Origin of the sequence: Streptomyces sp. NA02950, assembly GCF_013364155.1 — a bacterium.
GTDB lineage: Bacteria > Actinomycetota > Actinomycetes > Streptomycetales > Streptomycetaceae > Streptomyces.
In genome coordinates, this window is record NZ_CP054916.1 from 8,132,063 (window position 1) to 8,155,534 (window position 23,472).

A 23,472-nucleotide genomic window follows, 5' to 3' on the forward strand; every position below is an offset into this window, starting at 1 on the left:
CGGCACATCACATGGAGGTTTGTATGAGGCTCCCGAACACCGCGTTCACCGAGCGGCCGTGGAGGATCCACGAGTTCATCAGGGATTTTGAGGTCGAGGACGTATGGGACCTGGACACCCCTGGGGGACCCGACGATCTGGCGCTGCTGGTCCGGCAGTTCGACGGTGACGGGGCCGACTTCAAACCGTCGCCGATGTACAAGGTGCTGTTCGCGATCCGCTGGAGGCTCGGCGCCGTCCTCGGGTGGGACAAGGAGAAGCACGGCGTCGGTCCGCGCAACCCCTCCCTGCGGGACCGGCTGCCGGACGACCTGCGCGACGGTCCGCGCGGCCCGGACCTGAAGACGGTGCCGATGAAGTCGGTCTACCAGGCCCCCGACGAGTGGGCGACCGAGGTCGTCAACCAGACCGTGCACGCCGTGATGCACATCGGCTGGGTGGACGACGGCAACGGCAGGCACCACGCGCAGATGGCCGTGCTGGTCAAGAAGAAGGGCCTGCTCGGGAAGGTGTACATGCCCGTCATCCTTCCCTTCCGGCGTCTCTTCGTGACGCCGTCCCTGGTCCGGGCCATCGGCCGGTCCTGGCACGCGAGCGCCACCCGATGATGCCCCAGTGACGCCGCCCGAGTGACGGCACCCGACTGACTGCGCCCGACCGATGTGGCCGCGCCGGACCCCCGGCGCGGCCACACCCATGTGCGCCGCGGGGTGACCGTCCCCGCGCCGGGTCGCTCCGGCCGTCCTGCCCAGTGATCCGCACCGCATCCTCGAAAAACCGCCCGGAAGTGTATCTGCGGGGGCGCTTGGCGGATCGTGCAGACAAAGGGGTAAGAGAGGGCTGGAGCTCTATGGGCGTGAACGAGTGCGGGCAGGGGCTCACCGGTGTGGGTCAGGATGCCGTCGCCGTCATTGGAATGTCGTGCCGGGTTCCCGGCGCCGAGGATGTGCGCTCCTTCTGGAAGCTGCTGAAGGGGAGCGAGCACGCGATCGCCGAGGGGCCCGCCGACCGGTGGCCCACGGACATCCCCGAACTGGCGCGGCACCCCCGGGGCGGCTTCGTCGACCGCGTCGGCGACTTCGACGCGGACTTCTTCGGCATCTCCCCGAGAGAGGCCGCGGTGATGGACCCGCGCCAGCGCATGGTGCTCGAGCTGGGCTGGGAGGCTCTGGAAGACGCCTTCCTCCCGCCGGAGAGCCTGCGCGGCAGCGCCACGGCGGTGTTCCTGGGCGCCACCGGTGACGACTACGCCTCCCTGGTGCACCGGCACGGCGCCGACGCGTTGTCCCACCACTCCATCGCCGGGCTGAGCCGGGGCCTGATCGCCAACCGGGTCTCGCACCAACTGGGCCTGCACGGACCGAGCCTGACCGTGGACACGGCGCAGTCCTCCTCCCTCGTCGCCGTGCACATGGCCTGCGAGAGCCTGCGTTCGGGCGCCGCACGTCTGGCGCTGGCCGGCGGGGTCCATCTCAACCTGGTGCCGGAGAGCACCATCGCCTTCGCCCGCTCCGGGGCGCTGTCGCCGGACTGCCGCAGCCACACCTTCGACGCCCGCGCCAACGGTTTCGTCCGCGGTGAGGGCGCGGGCGTGGTCGTGCTCAAGCGCCTGGCCGACGCGGTCGCCGACGGCGACGACGTGTACTGCGTACTGCTCGGTGGCGCCGTCAACCACGACGGCCCGGGCGCGCTCACCGTGCCCAGCGCCGAGGCGCAGAGCGCGCTGCTGCGCGGGGCCTACCGCGCCGCCGGAGTGGCCCCCGCCCAGGTGCGGTACGTCGAACTGCACGGCACCGGCACCCGGGCGGGCGACCCGGTCGAGGCGAGCGCCTTGGCCGCGGTCTTCGGCGAGGGCCGCGACACCGCGCAGCCGCTGCTGGTCGGATCGGTGAAGACCAACATCGGCCATCTCGACGCGGCCGCGGGCGTCGTGGGCCTGATCAAGGTCGCCCTGTCGGTGCGGCACGGTCTGCTGCCCGCCAGCCTCAACTACGAGACCCCGAACCCGGACATCCCCCTGGAGCGGTGGAAGCTGCGGGTCAACGCGGCCACCGGGGCATGGCCCGACGCCCCCCGGCTGGCCGGTGTCAGCTCGTTCGGCATCGGCGGCACCAACTGCCACCTCGTCGTCGCCGCCCCCGAGCCCCGGCCCGAGCCCGAGGCGGACGCGGAGCCCGTGCCCGGCACGCCGGTCCCGGTGCTGGTGTCCGCGCGCACCCCCCAGGCGCTGCGCGCCCAGGCCCGGCGGCTGCACGACTGGGTGCGTGACGACGAGGGGCTGCGCCCGCTGGACGTGGGCTACTCCACGGCGATGACCAGGTCCTCGCTGAAGAGCCGGGGCGTGGTGCTCGCCGCCGACCGGGCGGAACTGCTCGACGGCCTGGCCGCGCTGGCCGAGGGCAGGCCGTCGGCGCGGGTCGTCACCGGCACCGCCGCCGAGGGCGGCCGCGTGGTGTGGGTGTTCTCCGGTCAGGGCGCGCACTGGGTCGGTATGGCCAAGGGCCTGTGGGACGCCAACGAGGTGTTCGCCGCCCGGATGGATGAATGCGAGGCCCTGCTGCAGCAGTTCGGCGGCTGGTCGCTGCGGGAGGTGCTCGGCGACGAGGAAGCCCTCAAGCGGATGGACGTCGTACAGCCCGCGCTGTTCGCCGTCATGGTCTCCCTCGCCGAGGTGTGGCGGTCGGCGGGCCTGGAGCCCGACGCGGTCATCGGCCACTCCCAGGGCGAGATCGCCGCCGCCACCGCGGCCGGCATCCTCTCCCTGGCCGACGGCATCCGGCTGATCGTCGCCCGCGCGCGGATCATCACCGAGAAACTGTCCGGGCGGGGCCTGATGGCCGTCCTGGACCTTCCCGCCGACCAGGTCGACCAGTCCCGGGTCGCCATCGGCGCGGTCAACTCGCCCGGCACCGTGGTGATCTCCGGTGACCCCGACGGCGTCCGCGCGGCCGTCGCCGACTGCGAGGCCCGGGAGATCCGCGCCCGGATCGTCCCGGTCGACTACGCCTCCCACTGCGACCACGTGGAATCGATCCGGGACGAGGTGCTCAGCGGTGTGGCGGGCGCCGCGACCACCGACACCGGTGTGGTGTTCTACTCCACCGTCGTCGCGGGACGGGTCGACCCCGCCACGCTGGACGCCGAGTACTGGTACCGGAACCTGCGCGAGCCGGTGCGCTTCGCCGACACCGTCCAGGCGCTGTCCGCCGACGGATACGGCGTGTTCGTGGAGGTCAGCCCGCACCCGGTGCTGACGATGCACACCGCGGCCACGGTCGGCTCCGCCGTCGTACAGCCCACGCTGCGCCGTGACGAGGAGGAGACGCACCGTCTGCTGCTGTCCATGGCCGAGCTGTACAGCCGCGGCGTCGACCTGGACTGGCGGGGGGTGTTCACCGGCGCCCGGCGGGTTCCGCTGCCGACCTACGCCTTCCAGCGCGAGACGTACTGGGTCGACGGGGCCGCCGCCGACGCGCCCGTCGCGCGACCGGTCGCCGCCGCCGCGGCGCCCGAGGCCGTCGCTTCCGCCACCACCGGGATGTCCGAGCAGGACCTGTGGACCCTGGTGCGCGGTGAGGCGGCGGTGCTGCTCGGGCACACCGACACGGCACGGATCGGCTCGGACAACACCTTCAAGGAGCTGGGCTTCGACTCGGTGACCGCGGTGCAGCTGCGCGACCGGCTCAACACCGCGACCGGTTTGCAGATGCCCGCCTCGCTGGCCTACGACCACCCGACGCCCGCCGCGGTGGTGCGGCACCTGCGCGAGCAGTTCACCGGGCCCGGCGAGGACCGGGCCGGTGCGCAGGGCCTCCCCGTCTCCGCCGCCGACGACCCGATCGCGATCGTCGGCATGAGCTGCCGGCTGCCCGGTGGTGTGACCACCTCCGAGGACCTGTGGCGACTGGTCGCCGACGGGGTCGACGCGATCACCGGCTTCCCCGAGGACCGGGGCTGGCAGGTCGACGTGGGCGCGGACTTCGTGCCCGCCGGCGGCTTCCTGGACGGCGCGGCCGACTTCGACGCGGGCTTCTTCCGGATCAGCCCCCGCGAGGCCCTCGCCATGGACCCGCAGCAGCGGCTCGCCCTGGAAGCGGTGTGGGAGGCGCTGGAGAACGCCGGACAGGACCCGGCGGAGCTGCGCCGCAGCGGCACCGCGGTGTACATGGGCGCCATGGCCCAGGACTATCTGCCGCGCCTCCAGGAGGTGTCCGGCAACCTCGCGGGCCATGCGCTGACCGGCGGTTCCGGCAGTGTGGTGTCCGGCCGGATCGCCTACTCCCTCGGACTGGAGGGGCCGGCCGTCACCGTGGACACCGCCTGCTCCTCCTCCCTGGTCGCCGTGCACCTGGCCGCCCAGTCGCTGCGGTCCGGTGACTGCTCCCTCGCCCTGGCGGGCGGCGTCACCGTGATGTCGACGCCGGGCATGTTCGTCGAGTTCGCCCGGCAGGGCGGGCTGGCCGCCGACGGCCGCTGCAAGGCGTTCTCCGACACCGCCGACGGCACCGGCTGGTCCGAGGGCGTCGGTGTGCTGGTGCTGGAGCGGCTGTCCGACGCGCGCCGCAACGGCCGCCGTGTGCTGGCCGTGCTGCGCGGCAGCGCGATCAACCAGGACGGCGAGAGCAACGGCCTCACCGCGCCCAACGGCCCCTCCCAGGAGCGGGTGATCCGACAGGCCCTCGCCTCGGCCGGTCTGTCCCCGGCCGAGGTCGACGCGGTGGAGGCGCACGGCACCGGCACCGGCCTCGGCGACCCGATCGAGGCACAGGCACTGCTGTCCGTCTACGGCCAGGACCGCGAGGACCCGCTGTGGCTGGGCTCGCTGAAGTCCAACATCGGACACACCCAGGCCGCCGCGGGCGTCGCGGGCGTAATCAAGATGATCATGGCGATGCGCGAGGGCGCGCTGCCCAGGACCCTGCACGCGGAAACGCCCTCGAGCCGGGTCGACTGGTCCTCCGGCGCCGTACGGCTGCTGGCCGAGCAGCGCGACTGGCCGGAGGTGGACCGCCCCCGGCGCGCCGGGGTCTCCTCGTTCGGCATCAGCGGCACCAACGCCCACGTGATCATCGAGCAGGGTGACCGCGCCGAGTCGACCGCGCCGTCCGCTGCCCCGTCCCGGGGCGAGCTGGTGTGGCCGGTGTCGGCGCACAGCGCCAAGGCGCTGGCCGGGCAGGCCCGCAAGCTGGGTGCCGCGCTCGCCGCCGGCCCCGCGGCGCACCCGGCCGATGTGGCCGTGTCCCTGGCCACCCGGCGTTCGGCCTTCGACCACCGCGCCGTGATCATCGGGGCGGACCGCGAGGAACTGCTCGCCGGGCTCGACGCCCTGGCCCAGGGGCGGCGCGACGCCGGTGCGATCACCGGCCACGCGTCGGCACCGCCCAGCGTCGGCGTCCTCTTCTCCGGGCAGGGCAGCCAGCGCCTGGGTATGAGCCGGGAGCTGATCGAGACCTTCCCCGTGTTCGCCGCAGCCTGGCGCGAGGTCTGCGCGGAACTCGACCCCCTGCTGGAGCGTCCCGTCGACGAGGTCGTCTCGGCCGAGCCCGGGTCCGAGACGGCCGGGCTGCTCGACGAGACCGCGATGACCCAGCCCGCGCTGTTCGCCTTCGAGGTGGCCGCCTACCGGCTCCTGACGTCCCTCGGGGTCGAACCCGCGGTGCTCGTCGGGCACTCCATCGGCGAGCTGGCCGCCGCACAGGTGGCAGGTGTGTTCTCCCTGGCCGACGCGGCCCGTCTGGTCGCCGCGCGCGGACGCCTGATGGGGGCGCTGCCGCGCGGCGGCGCCATGGTGGCCGTGCAGGCGAGCGAGGACGAGGTCCGGGAGGCCCTGGCCGGACACGAGCGGGCCGTCTCCGTCGCCGCCGTGAACGGCCCCGCCGCCGTGGTCATCTCCGGTGTGGAGGAGGCCGTCACCGAGGTCGCCGCGGCCCTGGCCGCCGAAGGACGCAAGACGAGCCGGCTGCGCGTCTCGCACGCCTTCCACTCGCCGTTGATGGAACCCATGCTGGACGAGTTCCGGCGCGTCGCCGAGTCGGTCGGCTACGCCCCCGCGCGCATCGCGGTCGTCTCCAACGTGACCGGTGCCATCGCCGAACCGGGCGAGCTGGAACAGCCCGAGTACTGGGTGCGCCATGTGCGCGACGCCGTGCGCTTCGCCGACGGGGTCGCCGCCGCCGTGAAGGCCGGGGCCGAGGCGCTGGTCGAGGTGGGCCCCGACGGAGTCCTCTCCGCCATGGCCGCCGACACCCTCTCCGACGCCAACGTGACCGCGATCCCCCTTGTCCGCAAGGGGCGTTCGGAGACGCGTTCGGCGGCGGAGGGCCTGGCCCGGTTGCACGCCGCGGGTGTCCCGGTCGACTGGCGGGCCTATCTGGACGCCGTCGGCGCCGTGGGCAACCCCGTCGACCTGCCCACCTACGCCTTCGACCACCAGCGCTACTGGGCGCAGCCGAGCAAGCCGCGCGGCGATGTCGCGGGCGCCGGACTGGAGCCGGTCGGGCATCCCTTCCTGTCCGCCGCCACCGAGCTGGCCGTCGGCGACCAGGTGGCGTTCAGCGGACGGATCGACCTCGTCGCCGAGTCCTGGCTGACCGACCACGCCATCTTCGGCACCACCGTGTTCCCCGGTGCGGCCGTGGTGGAGATGGCGCTGCGCGCGATCGAGAACTCCGGCTGCCGCGCCATCGAGGAACTCACCCTCCACGCGCCGCTGACCTTCGCCGACGGCGCCGTACAGGTGCAGGTCGTCGTCGGCGAGCCCGAGCAGCAGACGGGCAGGCGCTCCGTCGGGGTCTACTCACGTCCGGCCTCCGGCGCCTCCGGCGCCTGGACCCGGCACGCCGACGGGCAGGCGGTCCCGCAGGCTCCCGCCCCCACCGCCACGGCCGACGTGTGGCCCCCGCAGGAGGCCGCCCCGGTGGACGTGTCCGATTTCTATCCGGAGCTGGTCGAAAGGGGTTACGGCTACGGCCCGGCCTTCCAGGGGCTGCGCTCGCTGTGGCGGCTCGGCGACGAGATCTACGGCGAGGTCCAGCTGCCCGACAAGGTGCCGCACGCCAAGGGCGGGTTCGCCGTCCATCCGGCCCTCTTCGACGCCGCGCTGCACCCGATGCTGTCGCTGATGGTGTCGGACGACCCGGCGCGGACGGTGCTGCCCTACTCCTGGTCCGGCGTCGTCTGCCACGCGCCCGCCGGAAGCCGTCTGCGGGTGGGCGTCGCCCGGATCAGCGACACCGAGGTGTCGCTGTCGATCACCGGTTCCGACGGTGCGCCCGTGCTGACCGTCGAGTCCCTGGCGCTGATGCCCGCTTCGGCGGACCAGCTGTCCCGGGGCTCCCTGGCCGACTCCCTGTTCGCCGTGCGCTGGTCGCCGGTGGAGCCGGGCCCCGAGCGGCCGGCCGAACCGGCCGAGATCGTGCACCTCGAGGCCGGTGGACACGGCGACGCCGCCGCGTCGGCCCGGGCGAGCGTCCGCGAAGCGCTTGAGCTGGTGCAGCGGCGGCTGAGCGCCCCGCACGACCGTCCGCTCGCCATCGTGACCCGGAACGCCGTGGCGGCCCTCCCCGGGGAGACACCCGATCTGGCCCTCGCACCGGTGTGGGGCCTGGTGCGCTCCGCGCAGATCGAGCACGGCGAACCGATCGTGCTCGTGGACACCGACGGCCACGAACAGTCGCTGCGCGCACTGGAGACCCTGGACGCGCGGGTGCCCCAGCTCGTGATCCGCCAGGGCCGGACCTACGCACCGCGACTGGTCCCCGCGGCCACCTCGGCCACTCCGCGGCGGCCCTGGGACCCGAACGGAACGGTGCTGCTCACCGGCGCGACCGGTGGTCTGGGCGCCCTGCTCGCCCGGCATCTGGTCGTCGAGCACGGCGTGCGCAACCTCCTGCTCCTCAGCCGCTCCGGCGCGGCCGGGCCGGCCGCGGAGCTGACCGGGCTCGGCGCCAACGTCACCCACGCGGCCTGCGATGTCTCCGACGCCGGGGCGCTGGCGGAGCAGCTCGCGCGGATCCCGCGGGAGGCGCCGCTCACCGCCGTGGTGCACATGGCAGGCGTACTCGACGACACCACCGTGGAGTTGATGACACCGGAGCGCATCGACCGGGTGTTCGCGCCCAAGGTCGATGCCGCGTGGCATCTGCACGAACTCACCAAGGACATGGAGCTGTCGGCCTTCGTGCTGTACTCCTCGGTCGTGGGTGTGGTCGGCAACGCGGGCCAGGCCAACTACGCGGCCGCCAACGCCTTCCTCGACGCACTCGCCGAGCACCGCGCCGAGGCGGGGCTGCCCGCGCTCTCGCTGGCCTGGGGCCCGTGGGAGCTCGGCATGGCGAGCACGCTCGGCCAGGCCGACCTGGCGCGCTTCCGGCGGCACGGCATGGTGCCCCTGACGGCGGAGCGGGGCACCGCCCTGTTCGACGCCGCTCTCGCCGCGGACGAGAGCCTGCAACTTCCCGTGCAGATCGAGCGGGGCGCGCTGTGGCAGGACACCGTGCCCCCGCTGCTGGGCACCCTGGTCCAGCCCGCGCCCACGCGCTCCGGGCGGCCCGTCGCCGCCGAGGAGAGCGGGGAATCCCCCATGGCGAGCAGGCTGGCCGCCCTCCCGGCGGAGGAGCAGCGCGAGGAACTGGTGACGCTGCTGCTGGAGACCGCGGCCGTGGTGCTGGGTTACCCGTCCGCCGACGACATCGACGCCGACATGTCGTTCCAGGAGATCGGTTTCGACTCCCTCAGCGGTGTCGAGTTCCGCAACCAGGTCAAGCAGGACACGGGAGTCCACGTCCCGGCAACGGTGATCTACAACTATCCGACGCCCGCCGCGCTGGCGGAGCGCCTGCGGGAACTGCTGTTCCCCGAGCCGGAGCTGCCGGAGCAGGCGGAGGAGGCGACCGCCGACCTGCCGGACGACGAGTTCGACGGACTGGACGAGATCGACGACCTCGACATCGAGGCGCTCGTACAGCGCGCGAACTCCGAATGAGAACCCCCGTGCCCCCGTGCGCCGACCTCGATAAGGGTGGAGAGATGAAGCCGGAAGACCTGAAGGCCGTTCGTACGTTCGTGAAGGAGTGCCTCGGCGGCCAACACGCGGAGATGGACGCGTTCGAGGACAAGCCCTCGGACGTCTACGAGAGGTTCCGGGAGACCGGACTGGCCAACTGGTGGCTGCCGGAGGAGCTCGGTGGCCACGGGCTCAGCCTCGAGGACAGCGTCGAGATCGTCAACGAGATCGCCTACGGCGACGCCGGGGTGGCGTTCACGCTCTTCATCTCCGTGCTCGGCACCAGCATCGTTCAGCTGTACGGCTCCGACGAGCTCAAGGCCCGGTACCTCGAGCCCATGGCCGCCCGGGGCTCGTTCTGCGCGACGCTGGGCAGTGAACAGTCCGCGGGCAGTGAACTCGCCAAGATCGAGACCGTGGTGGCGGCCGAGGGCGACGAACTTGTCATCACCGGCGAGAAGTTCTTCTCCACCAACACCGACTTCGCCGACTTCCTCGTTGTCGTGGCCCGCTCGGCCGAAGACCCCGAGGCGTACCACGCCGTGCTGATCCCGCGCGACACCCCCGGTGTCGAGATCGTGAAGCGCTGGGACGTCATCGGTCTGCGCGCCTCGTACACCTACCAGGTCAGCCTGAAGGGCTGCCGCGTCCCCGCCGCGAACCGCCTCGACGGCTCGGGCCTGCGGCTGCTGGAGATCGGCCTCAACGCCAGCCGCATCCTGATCGCCGCCACCGCGATCGGCGTCGCCCGCCGCATCCGCGACCACTGCATGACCTACGCCAAGAGCAAGCCTCTCCGCGGCGGCGTCCTCATGGAGAGCCCCGTGTTCGCGCAGCGGCTCGCGCAGATGGAGATGCAGATCGACGTCATGAAGAGCCACTGTCTGCGCGCTGCCCGCGACTATGACGCGATCATGAAGGATCCCGGCGCCGCCGCCCAGTTCCACCGGCAGGGCACCCTCAAGTCCGCCTTGACCGCCAAGATGTTCTGCGGCCAAGCCGGTTGGGACGTGGCCAGTGTGGGCTCCGAGATGTTCGGCGGACTCGGCTACACCCACGACATGCCCATCGGCAAGCTGATGCGCGACATCCGCTACGTCTCCATCGTGGAGGGCGGCGACGACGTCCTGCGCGATCTGCTCTTCAGCCGTTATGTGATCCCCGTGCCCCGCCGATCCTAGCTCCCCTCCGTTGGAACGTTGAGGGTCAGCGCGCGGCGCCCGGTAGCAGGGGGCACCTCCCAGCGGTAGCTGGGGGCGCGGTGCCAGGCGTCGCGGGCCCGACAAGGTCCGCCGGACGGGGCCTGGGGCGCACGGGCGGTCGACCCGGCTCGATCCGCTGCCATCGCGGCGGGTCGGGCCGGGCCGTCCGTCGTGGGCGTCAGGGGACCTCCGCCTCGAAGAGGGCGGTGCAGCCGTGGACGGTGACCTTGTGGTCGGGGAAGCGGGCGGCCAGCTCCGTCCGCAGATCGGCGAGGCTGTCCTCGGAGTTGTTCATCAGGCCGCGCCGGTTCCACATCCGGAAGTTGACCCGGGCGGCCGCCCCCACCGGTACGCCTTGGGTGAGCACGGTGGCGCCGAAGATGCGCCCACCCGGCCGTACGCAGGCCGCGACGTGGTCCAGCACCGTGGCCTTCTCACGAATGCTGCCGGGCACACAGTGCAGCAGGAAGTTCATCGACGCCGAGCCGAAGGCCGCCTTGGGCAGTGGCAGTGGTTCCAGCGCGTTGGCCCGGACCGTCTTGACCTCGAAGCGGGCCAGGCGGCGGGCCGCGTGCTCCAGCGAGTGCTCGTTCAGATCGGCCAGTGTGATGGCCTGCCCCGGCGCCGTCCGGCAGTTGTCCAGGAAGTAGCCGGTGCCCACGCCGACGTCCAGGTGGTCCGGGGAGACATTGCGGTCGAACAGGGCGACCACTTCGGAGACCGGGACGCGGAAGAGGAACCGGCAATTGATCTTGAAGGCCACCAGGTCGTACACGGGCAGTGTCCACGGCCGGTAGATGGTCTGGCCGGCGTGCACCAGGTCTGAGCGGGGCTTGGTGGTCACGTGGAACCTCCGGCCGGCGGGGGCGAATACGTCGGGACATGACTATACGGGGCGGGAGTGCCGTGCCCCACCGGGCAGTTGGGCGTGTGTCCTGCCCGCTGGACACGGCCGTCGGGGCGAGTTGTGACGCTCCTGTTGCGGAAACTGTGGGCTCCATCACGGTTGCCACGATCTTGTCCTGGTGGACTCAACGGATGCTTTTGCTGCTGCTCCTTCCGGCCGGACTGGTCACCGCCTTCGGTCTCGCGGGCCACGGTTTCAGCCTTCTCGGGCGGGCCGGCCTCCGGCGCACGGGCCGCGATGCGCGGCTCCGGGTCCTCGCCGCCCTCCTGGGCGGCGCCGCGGCGGCCCTGTACACGTGGGGTCTGCTCCTTGTCGCCGGTGCGGTCCTGGAAGCGGAGGACGGCGGCACCGATTCCTCACCGCTCCGGCCCTGCCGGATCCCGGGCCAGGAGGAACGCGCGCAGCACGTTGTCGACTACAGCGTCTCCTACGTGCCGCTCCGGTTCGTCTGCGAGACGACGGGCGGCGGAAGCTACGCCGCCGAATCGGTTCCCGGCTATGTGAACCCGGCCGTGCTGGGTTTCGCGCTCGCCGCCGTCGTATCGGCCGGCGCCGCCACCCTGGAATCGGAGCGCCGCGCCAGGACACACCCCGGCTGATCCGGTTTCCGTGTACCACCCGTATTCCGCCGGAGGATCCCAAGGTGATGATATGAGTAATTAATGTACGAGTGACACCTTGTCAGGCCATTGCCAGACTGAGAGGCGCCTCGGCGATGAGAAAGCGGAATTCCGCCGAGGAGACCCCACTCTCAACGGAGGCAAGCGATGTCCTGTTCCATCGATACCCGAAAAGCCCTGGAGTTCCTCCAGACCAGCGGACTCGTCCATCTCGAAATACCCCTGGAGCAGTTGGTCCGCGCGACCACCACACTCGACGAGGTCGCGGGCTATGTGCTGGCGTGGGAGAAGTACGTGCTCGTCGTCGCGGCCGAATGCGACGAGGCGGCCGCGGCCGAGCAGTAAGGGCGACCCCGCGGCGCGGGGAAACCCCATGGGCAGACAGTGACGAGGGGGCGGTTTTGGCACCGATGAAGGCGGGGAGCGAGCTGCCCCAACCGTGGCGCGCGGTCGAGGAACGAGCAGTCTCCTGGCTGGCCGCGCACCACACCCGGTTCGACCCGGACACCGCGGAAGACGGATCCGTTCTCTTCGCCCGCAAGGCCCTGGTCGAAATGGCGCTGCTGGTCGGACTCCGCGCCCGTCTGGACACGGATCCTTTCGACGAGGACTATCAGCGGCTGTTCGACCGGATGGGCGCCGCGGCAAAGCGTCCCTCCTATCGGGAACTCGTCGGACGCGATGAGCGCGCACTCCTGCTGTACGCCGGCACGCACGCCGCGCTTCGGTTGTGCGGGCAGGAGGACCAGGAATTCCACCACCTCATCGAGCAATCCGTCGCGGGTCGTTATGCGACGGCTTTCGAGCGCATCCCGTATCGGCAGCTGGATCTGCTGCACACATTGGAACTGGCCGGAGTGGAACACCGGTTGCCCCCGGTCGAGGCGATCCTGCCGTTCACGCTGTTCTGCGCGGACCCCTCGGTCCTCGGACTCGGTGACCGCGATATCTACGCGATCACCCACACCATCTTCTACGCCACCGACTTCGGCTTGCGCGTTCCGCAGTGGCCCATCGGTTTTGACCTGTCCCGTGCCGTCGAGCTGCTCGAGGCACTGTGCCTGCTGTGCCGGCACCGGGGGAACGCCGACCTCGTGGCGGAGCTGCTCTGCTCCCTGCTGTGCCTGGGAATCCACGACTCGGCGGAGGCGGAGCGGGCCTGGGCCTTTCTCTCGGAGACTCAGGAACCCGACGGCCGAGTCGCCGGACCGGAGGGCATCGTCCACCCGGGGCTCGAAGGCGGCGACGAGGAGTACCGCTCCTGGGCCACGGCGTACCACACGACGATCGTCGCCGCGCTCGCCGGGCTGCTCGCCCGAAGCTCCTCCGTCATCCGCCGCCCACGGCCTGTGCGGCCCACGGCGCCCGATGCCTCGCAGTCGGAGAACGCCCTTCGCCGGGCCACGGTCTGGCTCGCCGAAGCCGCCCTCACCACTGATCTCGAGGACGCCCTTCCCGCGGCAGCCGCTGCCGCGCGCGGCGCCCGTTCACTCGGTGAACCCGCGCTCGCCCATACCGCGCTCGCCTCGGTCGTCAAGCGTGTCGAAGCCGAGCCGGGACGGTCGCTGTGGCAACGCATCGGAGCCGATGTGGTCTTCGAGTGCGCACACGGGCTGAAGGCGTCATCCCACAGCTGTGCGTCGCTGGACCGCTTCCTCGAAGAGACCGCCACCGCGCTCTCCGGCCTCACCGCCGTCCCCGCGGCCGCGGCCGGCGGTGTTCTGCATCTGACGCGGCTGGGCTCGCTCGCCGAACAGACCGCACATTCCCTCATCGCCTCCGCGGACCCGGCGCCACTGATGGCGGAAGGCCGCCCGCCCGCGATGACGGCCAAGGGGCTGATCCAGTACGCCGGGGACGATCCGGGCCGGCTGGCCTCCCGCGGCTCCTCGGCCCATGCGGTGGGGGAGCGACTGGCCGCGGCCCTTCCGGCCGCCTGCCAGGACTACAAGCTGGACGAAGTGGCCGTGCTCCTGCAGAGTCTGGCTCTGCTCGGCTGGGCCGACCACCGTGTCGTCCGCGACGGCCTGGAGTTCCTGCTGCGCCAGCAGAGCCCATCGGGCGCCTTCGGCTATCCGGCCGTGGACGACCCCCGGCAGCGGGCGAGCCTGCGACGGCGGTGGACCCAGAGCTGTGTGGTCACCCTGTCCTCCCCGGCGGCACTCGGCCCCGCTGCCGACCCCACGCCGTGACCCGTGAAGTGGTTCGGCAGTTGAAGCCAAGGATCCATGGCGACATGCACGAGGACGTGGCGTCGGGCAGGGGACAGGTCCCTGTCGAACGGTGATCGCAGCGCTTGCAGGCTAGGTTCGCCACAAGGCCGGTGTCAATGAAAATTCACGAGCAGCACCGGATGCAAACGCTGTCTCGGCAACTCTGACGGATCTCTTGACGCGTCTGTGACGCAGGGCTAACTTCACCGCAACTCTTGTAGCCGCTGGTGCTACTCCCTGCCCTTCTTCTTCAAAAGGTGAACAGATGCTGCGTATGCAACGGCGCAGGAGAACGGAGCTGATCGCCCGGGGACTGGTCGCTGCCGCGGTGGTGGCCGCCTCGGGCGTGGCCGTCCCCGCGTCCGGCGCATCCGCGCGGACCGCCGGTGCGGGGCCCGCGCGGTGCGGACCATCAGGGGGAAGCGGCCGGTTCGCGGACGGCACCGGCTCCGCGACACTGACGGTCACCCATGTCAGCGACGCCTGCCTGCGTACGTACAAGCTGGTCAGCTCGGTCACCGGGGAACGGACCTTCACCGAGGGCGCGGACCGGCCGACGCTGCGGTCCGGTTCGGTGCTGCTGGACGGGCTGTACGCGATGGCCCACGACGACGCGAAACGCAATGAGACCGACCAGCTCACCGACGATGCGTACAACGACGGCAAACCGGTGCCGTGTCCGGGCGGCTGTTACATCACCGGCAAGGCGTGGACGTACGTCTGGACGCGCGACGTCTCCTACTCCGCGGACCTCGGGCTGACGCCCGCCGACCCGGAACGGATGCGCAACACCCTCGCGTTCAAGCTCAGCGACCGCCGTGACGGTTCCGGGGACACTCAGGTCATCCAGGACACCGGCACCGGCGGCAGCTACCCGAGCTCCTCCGACCGTGTGGTGTGGGCCCTGGGCGCGAGCGAGATACTCGACTGGCTACCTGACGGTGAACGCCGGGCCTTCGCCCGCAAGGCCTACGACGCGATCCGCAACACCGTCGAACACGACCGGAAGGTCGTCTACGACCCACACGGCGGCCTCTACAAGGGCGAACACTCCTTCCTGGACTGGCGCGAGCAGAGCTATCCGGACTGGACGAAGGACGACGTGGCGACCATCGCCACCTCCCGTTCGCTGTCGACCAACGTCGTCCACCGGGCGGCCATCGACGCCGCCGCCCGTCTCGCCGCCGACGCGGGCGACACCGCGGCCGCCGCGAAGTACCACCGCTGGGCCACCCGGCTCACCTCGGCGATCCGCACCGCGTTCTGGCTGCCACGGCAAGGGCAGTTCTCCCAGATGCTCACCACGGAGCGCGACACCTCACCGGTGCGGCGCTACGACGCGCTCGGCACCTCGCTGGCCGTCCTCACGGGGGTCGCCACGCCACGCCAGGCCCGGCAGGCCGTGGCCACCTACCCGCAGACCCCGTACGGCCCGTCCGTCCTCTGGCCGCAGCAGCGAGGCGTACCGGCCTACCACAACAACGCCGTCTGGCCCTTCGTCACCGCGTACCTGATGCGCGCGGCCGCGAAGACCGGGAACGACGGGGTGGCCACCCTCCAGGCGCGGTCGCTGGTGCGGGGAGCCGCGCTGTTCGGCACCAACAAGGAGAACATCAACCTCCTGGACGGCGGCACCAAGACCGAGATCAACTCCGATCGGCAGCTGTGGAGCGTCGCGGGCATGCTGTCGATGGTGCAGCAGAGCCTCTTCGGCATCGACGCGCGCCGCGACGGACTGCACATCAAGCCCTTCCTCCCGGCACAACTGCGCAACGCCTACCTGCGTGACAGCGATCGCGCCGCGCTCCACCACCTGAACTACCGCGGCCACACCCTGGACATCGCCCTCGACCTCCCGCGGCACACCGCCGGGCGCGGCGCCCTCCGCGTCGCATCGCTGAAGCTGAACGGGAAGCGGCTGCCCGCGGACACGCCGATCACCGAGAACATGCTGGGGGAGGGCACCGCGAAGCTGGTCATCGAGCTCGGCCCGCCGCGTCCCGGATCGGCTTCGCCCGCTCCGGAGCCGGTTAACGTCTCCTCCAAGGAAGCGCTGTACGGGCCGGGCACCCCGACCGTGCGCGGTGTCTCGGTCAAGGACGGCCGGACCCGGCTGTCCCTCGGCATCGGCGACGAGACCCCTTCCAGGGTCACCATGGACGTCCTCCGCGACGGCCGGGTGATCGCCGAGAACCAGCGTGTCACCGGCGGAACGCAGACCTGGACCGACCGCACCTCCGCGGACGCGGACACGGTCTCGCACTGCTACAGCGTCCGGCTGCGCTACACCGCCACCGGCAACACCTCCCAGCACGCCCTGCCGCGGTGCTACTGGGGTCCGCACCACGACCGCGTCACCCGGGTCACCGGTGAGGACTTCGAGGTCACCGGCGGGCACCGCAGCAGCGGTGAGCACGGTGTGTACTACGCGGACTGGGGGACCGGGCCCCAGGACAAGATCACGGCCCGCGTCACCCCCCGGGCCGACGGCGAGTATCTGCTCCAGGCGGACGCGGCGGTGGGCGGCCCCGTCAACACCGGTGTCGCGAGCGGTATGAAGATGCTGCGCGTCTACGACGACACCACCGGACGCCTCGTCACCGAAAAGGTCCTCGCCATGCCCCACACCGGAAGCTGGTCGACCGTGCGCGGCTCCACCTACGCCACGGCACGGCTGGCCAAGGGGCGCACGTACCGCATCGAACTCGGCCAGGATCCGCGGGCGGTCAACATGAGCTACTTCTCCGCCAACGCCCTCTACAAGGACACCCGAAGCGGTCCGTCCAACAACAGCGATGTGTACGCGATCAAGGCGATGCTGAAGCGGCGCACGGGATAGCGGGCCACGGGCCGGCCCCAGCTCAGCGCAGTCTCCGGCAGTACAGGGCGTCCGGGATACGCGAGGAGCCCAGGCGGCCGGTGGAGGCGGTCCCGGCGGCGTACTCGTCGTCCGCGCACTGTCCTTCGCAGTGGCCGTACGCGAAGTCACCGCCCTTCGGGTCCGCACCCCGGCTGTCGCCCCGGTCGAACCACACCCTGCGGCCGTCCTTCCCGAGCGTCCCGGGGGAGGCGGCCGCACACGGGGCGGCGGACACCGCCGGGCCGCGGACGCCGTAGCCCGTCAGGAACTGGCCGTCCGCACACTGGAGTCGGTGTATCCGCACGCTCGGTCCCGGCCGGGCTGAGATGATCTCAGCTTGAAGCGCTTGCCGTCGGCGTCGACGATCCAGCGGCCCCGGGTGCTCAGCGGGGCCTTCCAGTCGCCCGCTGCCGAGACGGGTGCCGTATCCGTGGCCGACGGTACGGTCCGCCGTGGTTCCCGCGGGGCGGCCGTGGCATCCGGCGCCGTCAGGCAGAGGAGCAGGAGGACGGTGGCCGGGCAACGTTCTGTCGAGGCATCCGTGCACGCAGTCCGTCCCGGGGTGTGGGAGGTGATGACTGCGCCATGATCGCGGGTGGCACCCGAACGAGCCAGGCCTCCCCTTGAGCCCACGCGCACTCCCGCGCGGTCGCCACGCCCACTCCAGCCGAGCGCTATGTGGTATCCATCCCATGTTGTGGCTTTTGCCGTAGGGCCTTCGTGCGCGGGACGGAGTGGGGACGTGGCGTTCGCGGAGTCGGCCGGTGGTGACGAGCCACCCGCGTCCGGCGGGTCCCTGGTCCCGCTGCTGGCCGTGTGCGCCGGGTACTTCATGGTGATCCTGGACGTGACGGTCATCAACGTCGCCGTACCCGTGATCGGCCGGGAGCTGTCGGCTTCGCTCACCGGCATCCAGTGGATCACCGACGGGTACACCCTGGTCTTGGCCGGTTTCCTGCTGACCGGCGGGGCACTGGGCGACAGGCTGGGAAACCGCCGGATCTTCTTGACCGGTGTCGCGGTGTTCACCGCCTCCTCCGCGGGCTGCGCCTTCGCGCCGAGCGCCCTCTTCCTGATCGCCGCCCGGGTGGTGGAGGGACTCGGCGCGGCGTTGATCGTGCCCGGTTCGCTGGCCCTTCTCCAGCAGGCGTATCCGGCTCCCGGCGCCCGCTCGCGGGCCTTCGGGCTCTGGGGTTCGGTGGCGGGCATCGCGGCATCGACAGGGCCGCTGCTCGGCGGACTGCTGGTCTCCACGGTGGGCTGGCGGTGGGTGTTCCTCATCAATCTGCCCGTCGGCGTCGCCTGCCTGGCGCTGACACTGCGCCACATGGCGTCCTCACCCCGACTCACCACCCGGACCCTGGACTGGCCGGCGCAGTGTGCGGTCGTGGCGGCGGTGGCGCTGCTGACCGCCGCGCTCAACGAGGCGGGCCGGCGCGGCTGGTCCGATCCGGCCGTCCTCGCCGGGGTGGGCCTGTCCGTGCTGGCCGCCGTGGCGTTCGTGGCGCGCGAGCGGCTGGCCGGCGCCCCCGCCCTGCCGCCGAACCTGCTGCGCTCGCGTGCGCTGGGCGGCGGAGCCGTCATCGGCCTGCTGTTCAATTTCGGCTTCTACGGCATGGTGTTCACCGCCAGCCTGGACTTCCAGCACCGGCGTGGCTTCAGCGCCCTGGCCACCGGGGTGGCGCTGTTCCCCGCGGTGGCCATGACGATGTTCGCCTCCGTCCTGTCCGGGCGGCTGACCCGGCGGACCGGGGACCGCCCGCTGGTGATCACCGGCATGCTGCTGGCCGCCCTGGGCCTCGGGGGCTGGGCCGCGGCGGGAGACGCCCCCGCCTACCCGCTGCTCGTCGCCCCGATGATGGCGGCGGGATTCGGCACCTCCTTCGCGCTCACCGGGTCGACCTCCACCATCATGGGTGCCGCGCCCCCGGCGTACTCGGGGACCGCCTCCGCCCTGTTCAACACCACCCGGCAGCTGGGCAGCGCCACCGGCGTGGCGCTCGGCGGCACCCTGCTGGCCACGGCCGCCACCTACGGAGCGGGACTGCGCGTCAGCATGGCCATCGGCGCCCTCGCCTACCTGATCGCCGCGGGTCTCGCAGGGTGGTGCGTACCGCCCGGGACCGGGCACGAGGCTCGCGGCGGGCACTGAGACGCTTGCCGTATAAGGTGACCCGGAAGTCGCCGACCGCTCCTGCGGAGGGAACGGAGAGACACGTGCAGGACGCCACCCCCGTCGAGCACTCGACCGGCCCCGACGCCGCCTTGCGCGACCGCCTCGCCGGCGGGCCCAACGCGCTGTTCGTCTACGGCACCCTCCAGTTCGACGCCGTACTCACCCACCTGCTCGGCCGCCTGCCCCGCAGTTCCCCCGCCGCCGCCCCCGGCTGGCGCGCCGCCGCCCTCGAAGGCCGCGTCTACCCGGGCCTCGTCCCCGCACCCGACGCCACGGCCCCGGGTCTGCTGCTCACCGATCTCAGCCTCACGGAATGGAAGATCCTCGACGCCTTCGAGGACGACGAGTACAAGCTGTGCCAGATCCCCCTGGCTTCCGGCGCCCACGGCTGGGCCTACATCTGGCGTGAGGGCGAGGTCCGCCCGGAGACCTGGAACGCGGACGACTTCGCGGCCCGCCACCTCCCGGAGTTCACCGCTCTGTGCGCCGAGGTCGCCCCGGAGCTGACCGCGGCGGTCACCCGCTCCCAGCCGTAGCCGGGAAGCACGGCGCCGGACGGAAGAACGTCCAGGCCGGCCCGCTGACGGGCCGGCCTGGACGTGGCGGAGTCGATCAGACCAGGTCGAACCGGTCCAGGTCCATGACCTTGGCCCACGCGGCGACGAAGTCCTTCACGAACTTCTCCTTCGCGTCATCGCTCGCGTAGACCTCCGCGAGCGCGCGGAGTTCGGAGTTCGAGCCGAAGACCAGGTCGGCGCGGGTGCCGGTCCACCGGACCGCGCCGTTCGCGTCCCGGGCCTCGAACTCGTCCTGCGCCTCGGAGGTGGACTTCCAGGTCGTCCCCAGGTCGAGCAGGTTGACGAAGAAGTCGTTGGTCAGAGTGCCCGGACGGTCGGTGAGGACGCCGTGCTTCGAACCGCCGTGGTTGGCGCCCAGGACGCGCAGACCACCGACGAGCGCGGTCATCTCGGGTCCGCTCAGGGTGAGCAGGTTGGCCTTGTCGAGCAGCAGGTACTCGGCCGGCAGGCGGTTGCCCTTGCCCACGTAGTTGCGGAAGCCGTCGGCGGCCGGCTCCAGGGCGGCGAAGGACTCGACGTCCGTCTGCTCCTGGGAGGCGTCCACACGGCCCGCCGAGAACGGCACCTCGACCTCGACGCCGCCGTCCTTGGCCGCCTTCTCGATGGCCGCGTTGCCCGCGAGCACGATCAGGTCGGCCAGGGAGACCTGCTTGCCGCCCTTGGCGTTGAAGGACTCCTGGATGCCCTCCAGGGTGCGGAGCACCTGGGCGAGCTCGTCCGGGTTGTTGACCTCCCAGCCGCGCTGCGGCTCCAGGCGGACGCGGGCGCCGTTGGCACCGCCGCGCTTGTCGCTGGCGCGGAAGGACGAGGCCGAGGCCCAGGCCGCGGAGACCAGCTGCGAGACGGTCAGGTCCGAGGCGAGGACCTGCTCCTTGAGCGCGGCGCTGTCCGCGGCGTCGATGACCTCACCGGTGTGGGCCGGCAGCGGGTCCTGCCAGAGCAGCACCTCGGAGGGCACCTCGGGTCCGAGGTAGCGGACGATCGGACCCATGTCACGGTGCGTCAGCTTGTACCAGGCGCGCGCGAAGGCGTCCGCGAACTGGTCGGGGTTCTCGTAGAAGCGACGCGAGATCTGCTCGTAGACCGGGTCGAAACGCAGCGACAGGTCGGTGGTGAGCATCATCGGGAGGCGCTTCTTCGACGGGTCGTGCGCGTCGGGGATGATCGCCTCGGCGTTCTTCGCCACCCACTGGTTGGCACCGGCCGGGCTCTGGGTGAGCTCGTACTCGTACTCGAAGAGGTTCTTGAAGAACTCGTGGCCCCACTGGGTCGGCGTGCTGGTCCAGGTGACCTCGAGGCCACTGGTGATGGCGTCGGCGCCCTTGCCGGTCCGGTACGTGCTCCGCCAGCCGAGGCCCTGCTCCTCGATGCCGGCGGCCTCGGGGTCGTCGCCGACGTGGTCGGCCGGGCCGGCGCCGTGGGTCTTGCCGAAGGTGTGACCACCGGCGATCAGGGCGACGGTCTCCTCGTCGTTCATCGCCATGCGGCGGAACGTCTCACGGATGTCGCGGGCCGCGGCGATCGGGTCCGGGTTGCCGTTGGGGCCCTCCGGGTTGACGTAGATCAGGCCCATCTGGACCGCGCCGAGCGGGTTCTCCAGCTCGCGGTCGCCGGTGTAGCGCTCATCGCCGAGCCAGGTGGTCTCGGGGCCCCAGTAGACGTCCTCCTCCGACTCCCAGACGTCCTCGCGGCCACCGGCGAAGCCGAAGGTCTTGAAGCCCATCGTTTCCAGGGCGACGTTGCCGGTGAGGATCATGAGGTCGGCCCAGGAGATGGCCTGGCCATACTTCTTCTTGACGGGCCACAGCAGACGGCGGGCCTTGTCCAGGTTGCCGTTGTCCGGCCAGCTGTTCAGCGGAGCGAAGCGCTGCTGACCGGCGCCCGCGCCACCGCGGCCGTCGCTGATGCGGTACGTGCCCGCGCTGTGCCAGGCCATGCGGATCATCAGCGGGCCGTAGTTGCCGAAGTCGGCCGGCCACCAGTCCTGCGAGGTGGTGAGCACCTCGGCGATGTCCCGCTTCACGGCCGCGAGGTCCAGGTTCTTGAAGGCCTCGGCGTAGTCGAACTCCTCTCCGAGCGGATTCGCCACGGCGGGGTTCTTGGCGAGGATCTTCAGGTTCAGCCGGTCCGGCCACCACTGGCGGTTTCCGCCGCCCTGTGTCGGGTGCGGAGCGCGCCCATGCGCGACCGGGCAGCCACCTCCGCCTTCCGTCTTCGCGTCTACGACGATTGCGTCATGGTTCTCAGACATGGGAATCCTTCCGGACCAGGCGGATCACGGTGCTCATGAACTGCGGGATGGTGGGCAGAGGTCCTCGCATACGACGGAGGGGGAGACAGGGGACCACGCGAAGGTGTGACCCGGAGGCGAACGCCCCGATACCGAGGTGGTCACCGCTCCGGACGGCCCCGAGCAGCGTGGCGCGGGCGGCCGTCACCCGCCGACCCGCACCGCGGAGCTGCTCGGCGGTGGTCCCGTCACGTCTCTTTCTCCTGTTCGTACGGGAGTCTTCCTGTCTCTTGGCTCTCGCCGGAACCGATCCTACGATGGACAGAATCTAAGTCAAGAAGTGCACCAAACCCATATCCGATCGGATCCCGGATGTCCATTGGTAAACTTCGGGTATCCCGCCGAACCTGAATAGGTGAACCGATATGAGTGACCTGCTGGAGCGACTGCGAGGGCGTGGCTGGCGAATGACCTCCCAGCGGCGTGTCGTTGCGGAGGTCCTCGATGGCGATCATGTGCATCTCACGGCCGACGAGGTGCATGCCCGCGCGGCCCAGCGGCTGCCCGAGATCTCCCGGGCGACCGTCTACAACACCCTGGGGGAGATGGTGTCCCTCGGTGAGGTCATGGAGGTCTCCACCGACGGTCGCGCCAAGCGCTACGACCCCAACGCACACCGGCCGCACCAGCACCTGGTGTGCTCCGGCTGCGGCACCATCCGCGATGTCCATCCGACCGGCGACCCGTTGGCCCACCTCCCCGCGGCGGAACGGTTCGGCTTCACGGTGTCCGGGGTCGAGGTCACCTACCAGGGGCTGTGCCCGTCCTGCGCCTAGGCAGGCAGGGAAACGTTCACGGTCCGGTGAGTCCGGTGAGTTGATCACCGAGCGCGCTCCGCCCGGTACGGGGCCTGCCGTCCGTGGCGTGCCCGGGTGCAGCCGGGACCCGGAGCCTCGGACGTCGATGTCGGACGGCGACGTCCTCGGCCGTGGACGGGCGCTTGACCTGATCGCCCGTATCGCCCGTATCCCGCGGCCGTCACGGTCCCGGTCACCGCCGACATCGAGGACGGCACCCGGCCGCCGGGCGAACTCGTGACGCGGCCGGCCGCGGCCCGGCAGGCTGCCGACAGGGCGGACGCCGACCCCTTCCCCAACTTCCTCAACGCCCGTATCGACACCTCCCCGTTCGGGCCCGCACCTCGCCAACACGCCGCTCGGGCAGCCGGTTCGATGCGGCGAGCCCCCGCGGATGCTCGCGCGCGGTACGCCCGCTGTGCACGGCCTTCGCCTCCAGCAGGGCGCCGGCGGCGCACAGCGGACGGGCGAGCTCCCGGTAGGGACGGCCGCACACCGTCGCCGTACCGGAAGTCCGCTGGTCGAGGCCGACGATGATCCGCAGGGTGGTGGACTTCCCGGCCCCGTTCGGCCCGAGGAAACCGGTGACGAGCCCGGGCCGGACCGTGAAGCTCACGTCATCCACGGCGCTCTTGTCGCCGTAGCGCTTGGAGAGTCCCTTTACTTCAATCGTGCAGGTGCCTTTCGCGGCACCCCTTCGGGGACGGACATGACGCTGAGTCGCCCTGCTCCAGGGCCGCGTCAGCCGCGAGTGCCGCTCTCGTACGCCGCGGGCATCAAGAGGACGGTCAGCCGTGATGCCTGAGAGGTAGCGGACATTCGGTG

General features: G+C 71.3%; 12 protein-coding genes and 4 pseudogenes. 11 read left to right on the plus strand and 5 right to left on the minus strand.

Translation table 11 applies throughout. The annotated features are described in order from the left end of the window. Positions 1 to 23: 23 nt before the first annotated feature. The 3 genes from HUT19_RS35225 to HUT19_RS35235 all read left to right on the plus strand — a co-directional run bounded on the left by HUT19_RS35225 (position 24) and on the right by HUT19_RS35235 (position 10,185). The gene (locus tag HUT19_RS35225; RefSeq protein ID WP_176184448.1) at positions 24 to 608 is read left to right on the plus strand and encodes a DUF2867 domain-containing protein; all 585 of its coding nucleotides are present in this window, start codon (positions 24 to 26) and stop codon (positions 606 to 608) included. 242 nt (positions 609 to 850) lie between these two features. Then, positions 851 to 8,983, plus strand: a complete 8,133-nt coding sequence (locus HUT19_RS43560) for a type I polyketide synthase (RefSeq protein WP_176184450.1) — start codon at positions 851 to 853, stop codon at positions 8,981 to 8,983. Positions 8,984 to 9,027: 44 nt separating this feature from the next. Continuing rightward, a complete protein-coding gene (locus HUT19_RS35235) occupies positions 9,028 to 10,185 on the plus strand; it encodes an acyl-CoA dehydrogenase family protein (protein WP_176184452.1) in 1,158 nt (385 codons plus the stop codon). Positions 10,186 to 10,384: 199 nt separating this feature from the next. Here HUT19_RS35235 and HUT19_RS35240 read toward each other — a convergent pair whose 3' ends face one another. Then, positions 10,385 to 11,050, minus strand: a complete 666-nt coding sequence (locus tag HUT19_RS35240) for a class I SAM-dependent methyltransferase (RefSeq protein WP_176184454.1) — start codon at positions 11,048 to 11,050, stop codon at positions 10,385 to 10,387. A 194-nt stretch (positions 11,051 to 11,244) separates the two neighbouring features. On the opposite strand from HUT19_RS35240, the gene HUT19_RS35245 reads away from it, so the two are divergent. The 4 genes from HUT19_RS35245 to HUT19_RS35260 all read left to right on the plus strand — a co-directional run bounded on the left by HUT19_RS35245 (position 11,245) and on the right by HUT19_RS35260 (position 16,785). Further along, on the plus strand, positions 11,245 to 11,712 hold the full coding sequence (locus HUT19_RS35245) for a hypothetical protein (protein ID WP_176184456.1): 468 nt from the start codon (positions 11,245 to 11,247) through the stop codon (positions 11,710 to 11,712). A gap of 168 nt (positions 11,713 to 11,880) precedes the next feature. Next, positions 11,881 to 12,078, plus strand: a complete 198-nt coding sequence (locus tag HUT19_RS35250) for a hypothetical protein (RefSeq protein ID WP_176184458.1) — start codon at positions 11,881 to 11,883, stop codon at positions 12,076 to 12,078. A gap of 65 nt (positions 12,079 to 12,143) precedes the next feature. Further along, complete coding sequence (locus HUT19_RS35255; RefSeq protein ID WP_176187674.1) at positions 12,144 to 13,925, plus strand: hypothetical protein; 1,782 nt, start codon at positions 12,144 to 12,146, stop codon at positions 13,923 to 13,925. A 286-nt stretch (positions 13,926 to 14,211) separates the two neighbouring features. Continuing rightward, complete coding sequence (locus tag HUT19_RS35260) at positions 14,212 to 16,785, plus strand: hypothetical protein (RefSeq protein WP_176184460.1); 2,574 nt, start codon at positions 14,212 to 14,214, stop codon at positions 16,783 to 16,785. A 22-nt stretch (positions 16,786 to 16,807) separates the two neighbouring features. Here the strand turns inward: HUT19_RS35260 and HUT19_RS35265 are convergent. Beyond that, positions 16,808 to 17,127: pseudogene (locus tag HUT19_RS35265) on the minus strand (glycoside hydrolase); the annotation flags it as partial. A gap of 421 nt (positions 17,128 to 17,548) precedes the next feature. Here HUT19_RS35265 and HUT19_RS35270 point away from each other — a divergent pair. Then, positions 17,549 to 18,958, plus strand: a complete 1,410-nt coding sequence (locus HUT19_RS35270; RefSeq protein ID WP_254885952.1) for an MFS transporter — start codon at positions 17,549 to 17,551, stop codon at positions 18,956 to 18,958. A gap of 65 nt (positions 18,959 to 19,023) precedes the next feature. Continuing rightward, complete coding sequence (locus tag HUT19_RS35275) at positions 19,024 to 19,518, plus strand: gamma-glutamylcyclotransferase family protein (protein ID WP_217712317.1); 495 nt, start codon at positions 19,024 to 19,026, stop codon at positions 19,516 to 19,518. A 76-nt stretch (positions 19,519 to 19,594) separates the two neighbouring features. Here the strand turns inward: HUT19_RS35275 and katG are convergent, their stop codons facing one another. Together katG and HUT19_RS43565 are read right to left on the minus strand one after the other, a co-directional pair. Next, complete coding sequence (katG, locus tag HUT19_RS35280; RefSeq protein ID WP_176184464.1) at positions 19,595 to 21,811, minus strand: catalase/peroxidase HPI; 2,217 nt, start codon at positions 21,809 to 21,811, stop codon at positions 19,595 to 19,597. Positions 21,812 to 21,920: 109 nt separating this feature from the next. Next, positions 21,921 to 21,998: pseudogene (locus HUT19_RS43565) on the minus strand (transcriptional repressor); the annotation flags it as partial. A gap of 217 nt (positions 21,999 to 22,215) precedes the next feature. On the opposite strand from HUT19_RS43565, the gene HUT19_RS35285 reads away from it, so the two are divergent. Together HUT19_RS35285 and HUT19_RS43570 are read left to right on the plus strand one after the other, a co-directional pair. Further along, positions 22,216 to 22,626 carry a Fur family transcriptional regulator gene (locus tag HUT19_RS35285; RefSeq protein WP_176184466.1) on the plus strand — a complete coding sequence of 137 codons (411 nt, stop codon included), beginning with the start codon at positions 22,216 to 22,218 and terminating at the stop codon, positions 22,624 to 22,626. A gap of 133 nt (positions 22,627 to 22,759) precedes the next feature. Further along, a pseudogene (locus HUT19_RS43570) lies at positions 22,760 to 22,971 on the plus strand (isocitrate lyase/phosphoenolpyruvate mutase family protein); the annotation flags it as partial. Between the two features lie 16 nt (positions 22,972 to 22,987). On the opposite strand, the pseudogene HUT19_RS35290 reads toward HUT19_RS43570, so the two are convergent. After that, a pseudogene (locus HUT19_RS35290) lies at positions 22,988 to 23,317 on the minus strand (ATP-binding cassette domain-containing protein); the annotation flags it as partial. Positions 23,318 to 23,472: the final 155 nt, after the last annotated feature.

Bases quoted from the DNA above. Each gene is read 5' to 3' on its own strand.
- HUT19_RS35225 (WP_176184448.1), top strand. From the start codon at position 24: ATGAGGCTCCCGAACACCGCGTTCACCGAGCGGCCGTGGAGGATCCAC.
- HUT19_RS43560 (WP_176184450.1), top strand. From the start codon at position 851: ATGGGCGTGAACGAGTGCGGGCAGGGGCTCACCGGTGTGGGTCAGGAT.
- HUT19_RS35235 (WP_176184452.1), top strand. From the start codon at position 9,028: ATGAAGCCGGAAGACCTGAAGGCCGTTCGTACGTTCGTGAAGGAGTGC.
- HUT19_RS35245 (WP_176184456.1), top strand. From the start codon at position 11,245: ATGCTTTTGCTGCTGCTCCTTCCGGCCGGACTGGTCACCGCCTTCGGT.
- HUT19_RS35250 (WP_176184458.1), top strand. From the start codon at position 11,881: ATGTCCTGTTCCATCGATACCCGAAAAGCCCTGGAGTTCCTCCAGACC.
- HUT19_RS35255 (WP_176187674.1), top strand. From the start codon at position 12,144: ATGAAGGCGGGGAGCGAGCTGCCCCAACCGTGGCGCGCGGTCGAGGAA.
- HUT19_RS35260 (WP_176184460.1), top strand. From the start codon at position 14,212: ATGCTGCGTATGCAACGGCGCAGGAGAACGGAGCTGATCGCCCGGGGA.
- katG (WP_176184464.1), bottom strand. From the start codon at position 21,811: ATGTCTGAGAACCATGACGCAATCGTCGTAGACGCGAAGACGGAAGGC.
- HUT19_RS35285 (WP_176184466.1), top strand. From the start codon at position 22,216: ATGAGTGACCTGCTGGAGCGACTGCGAGGGCGTGGCTGGCGAATGACC.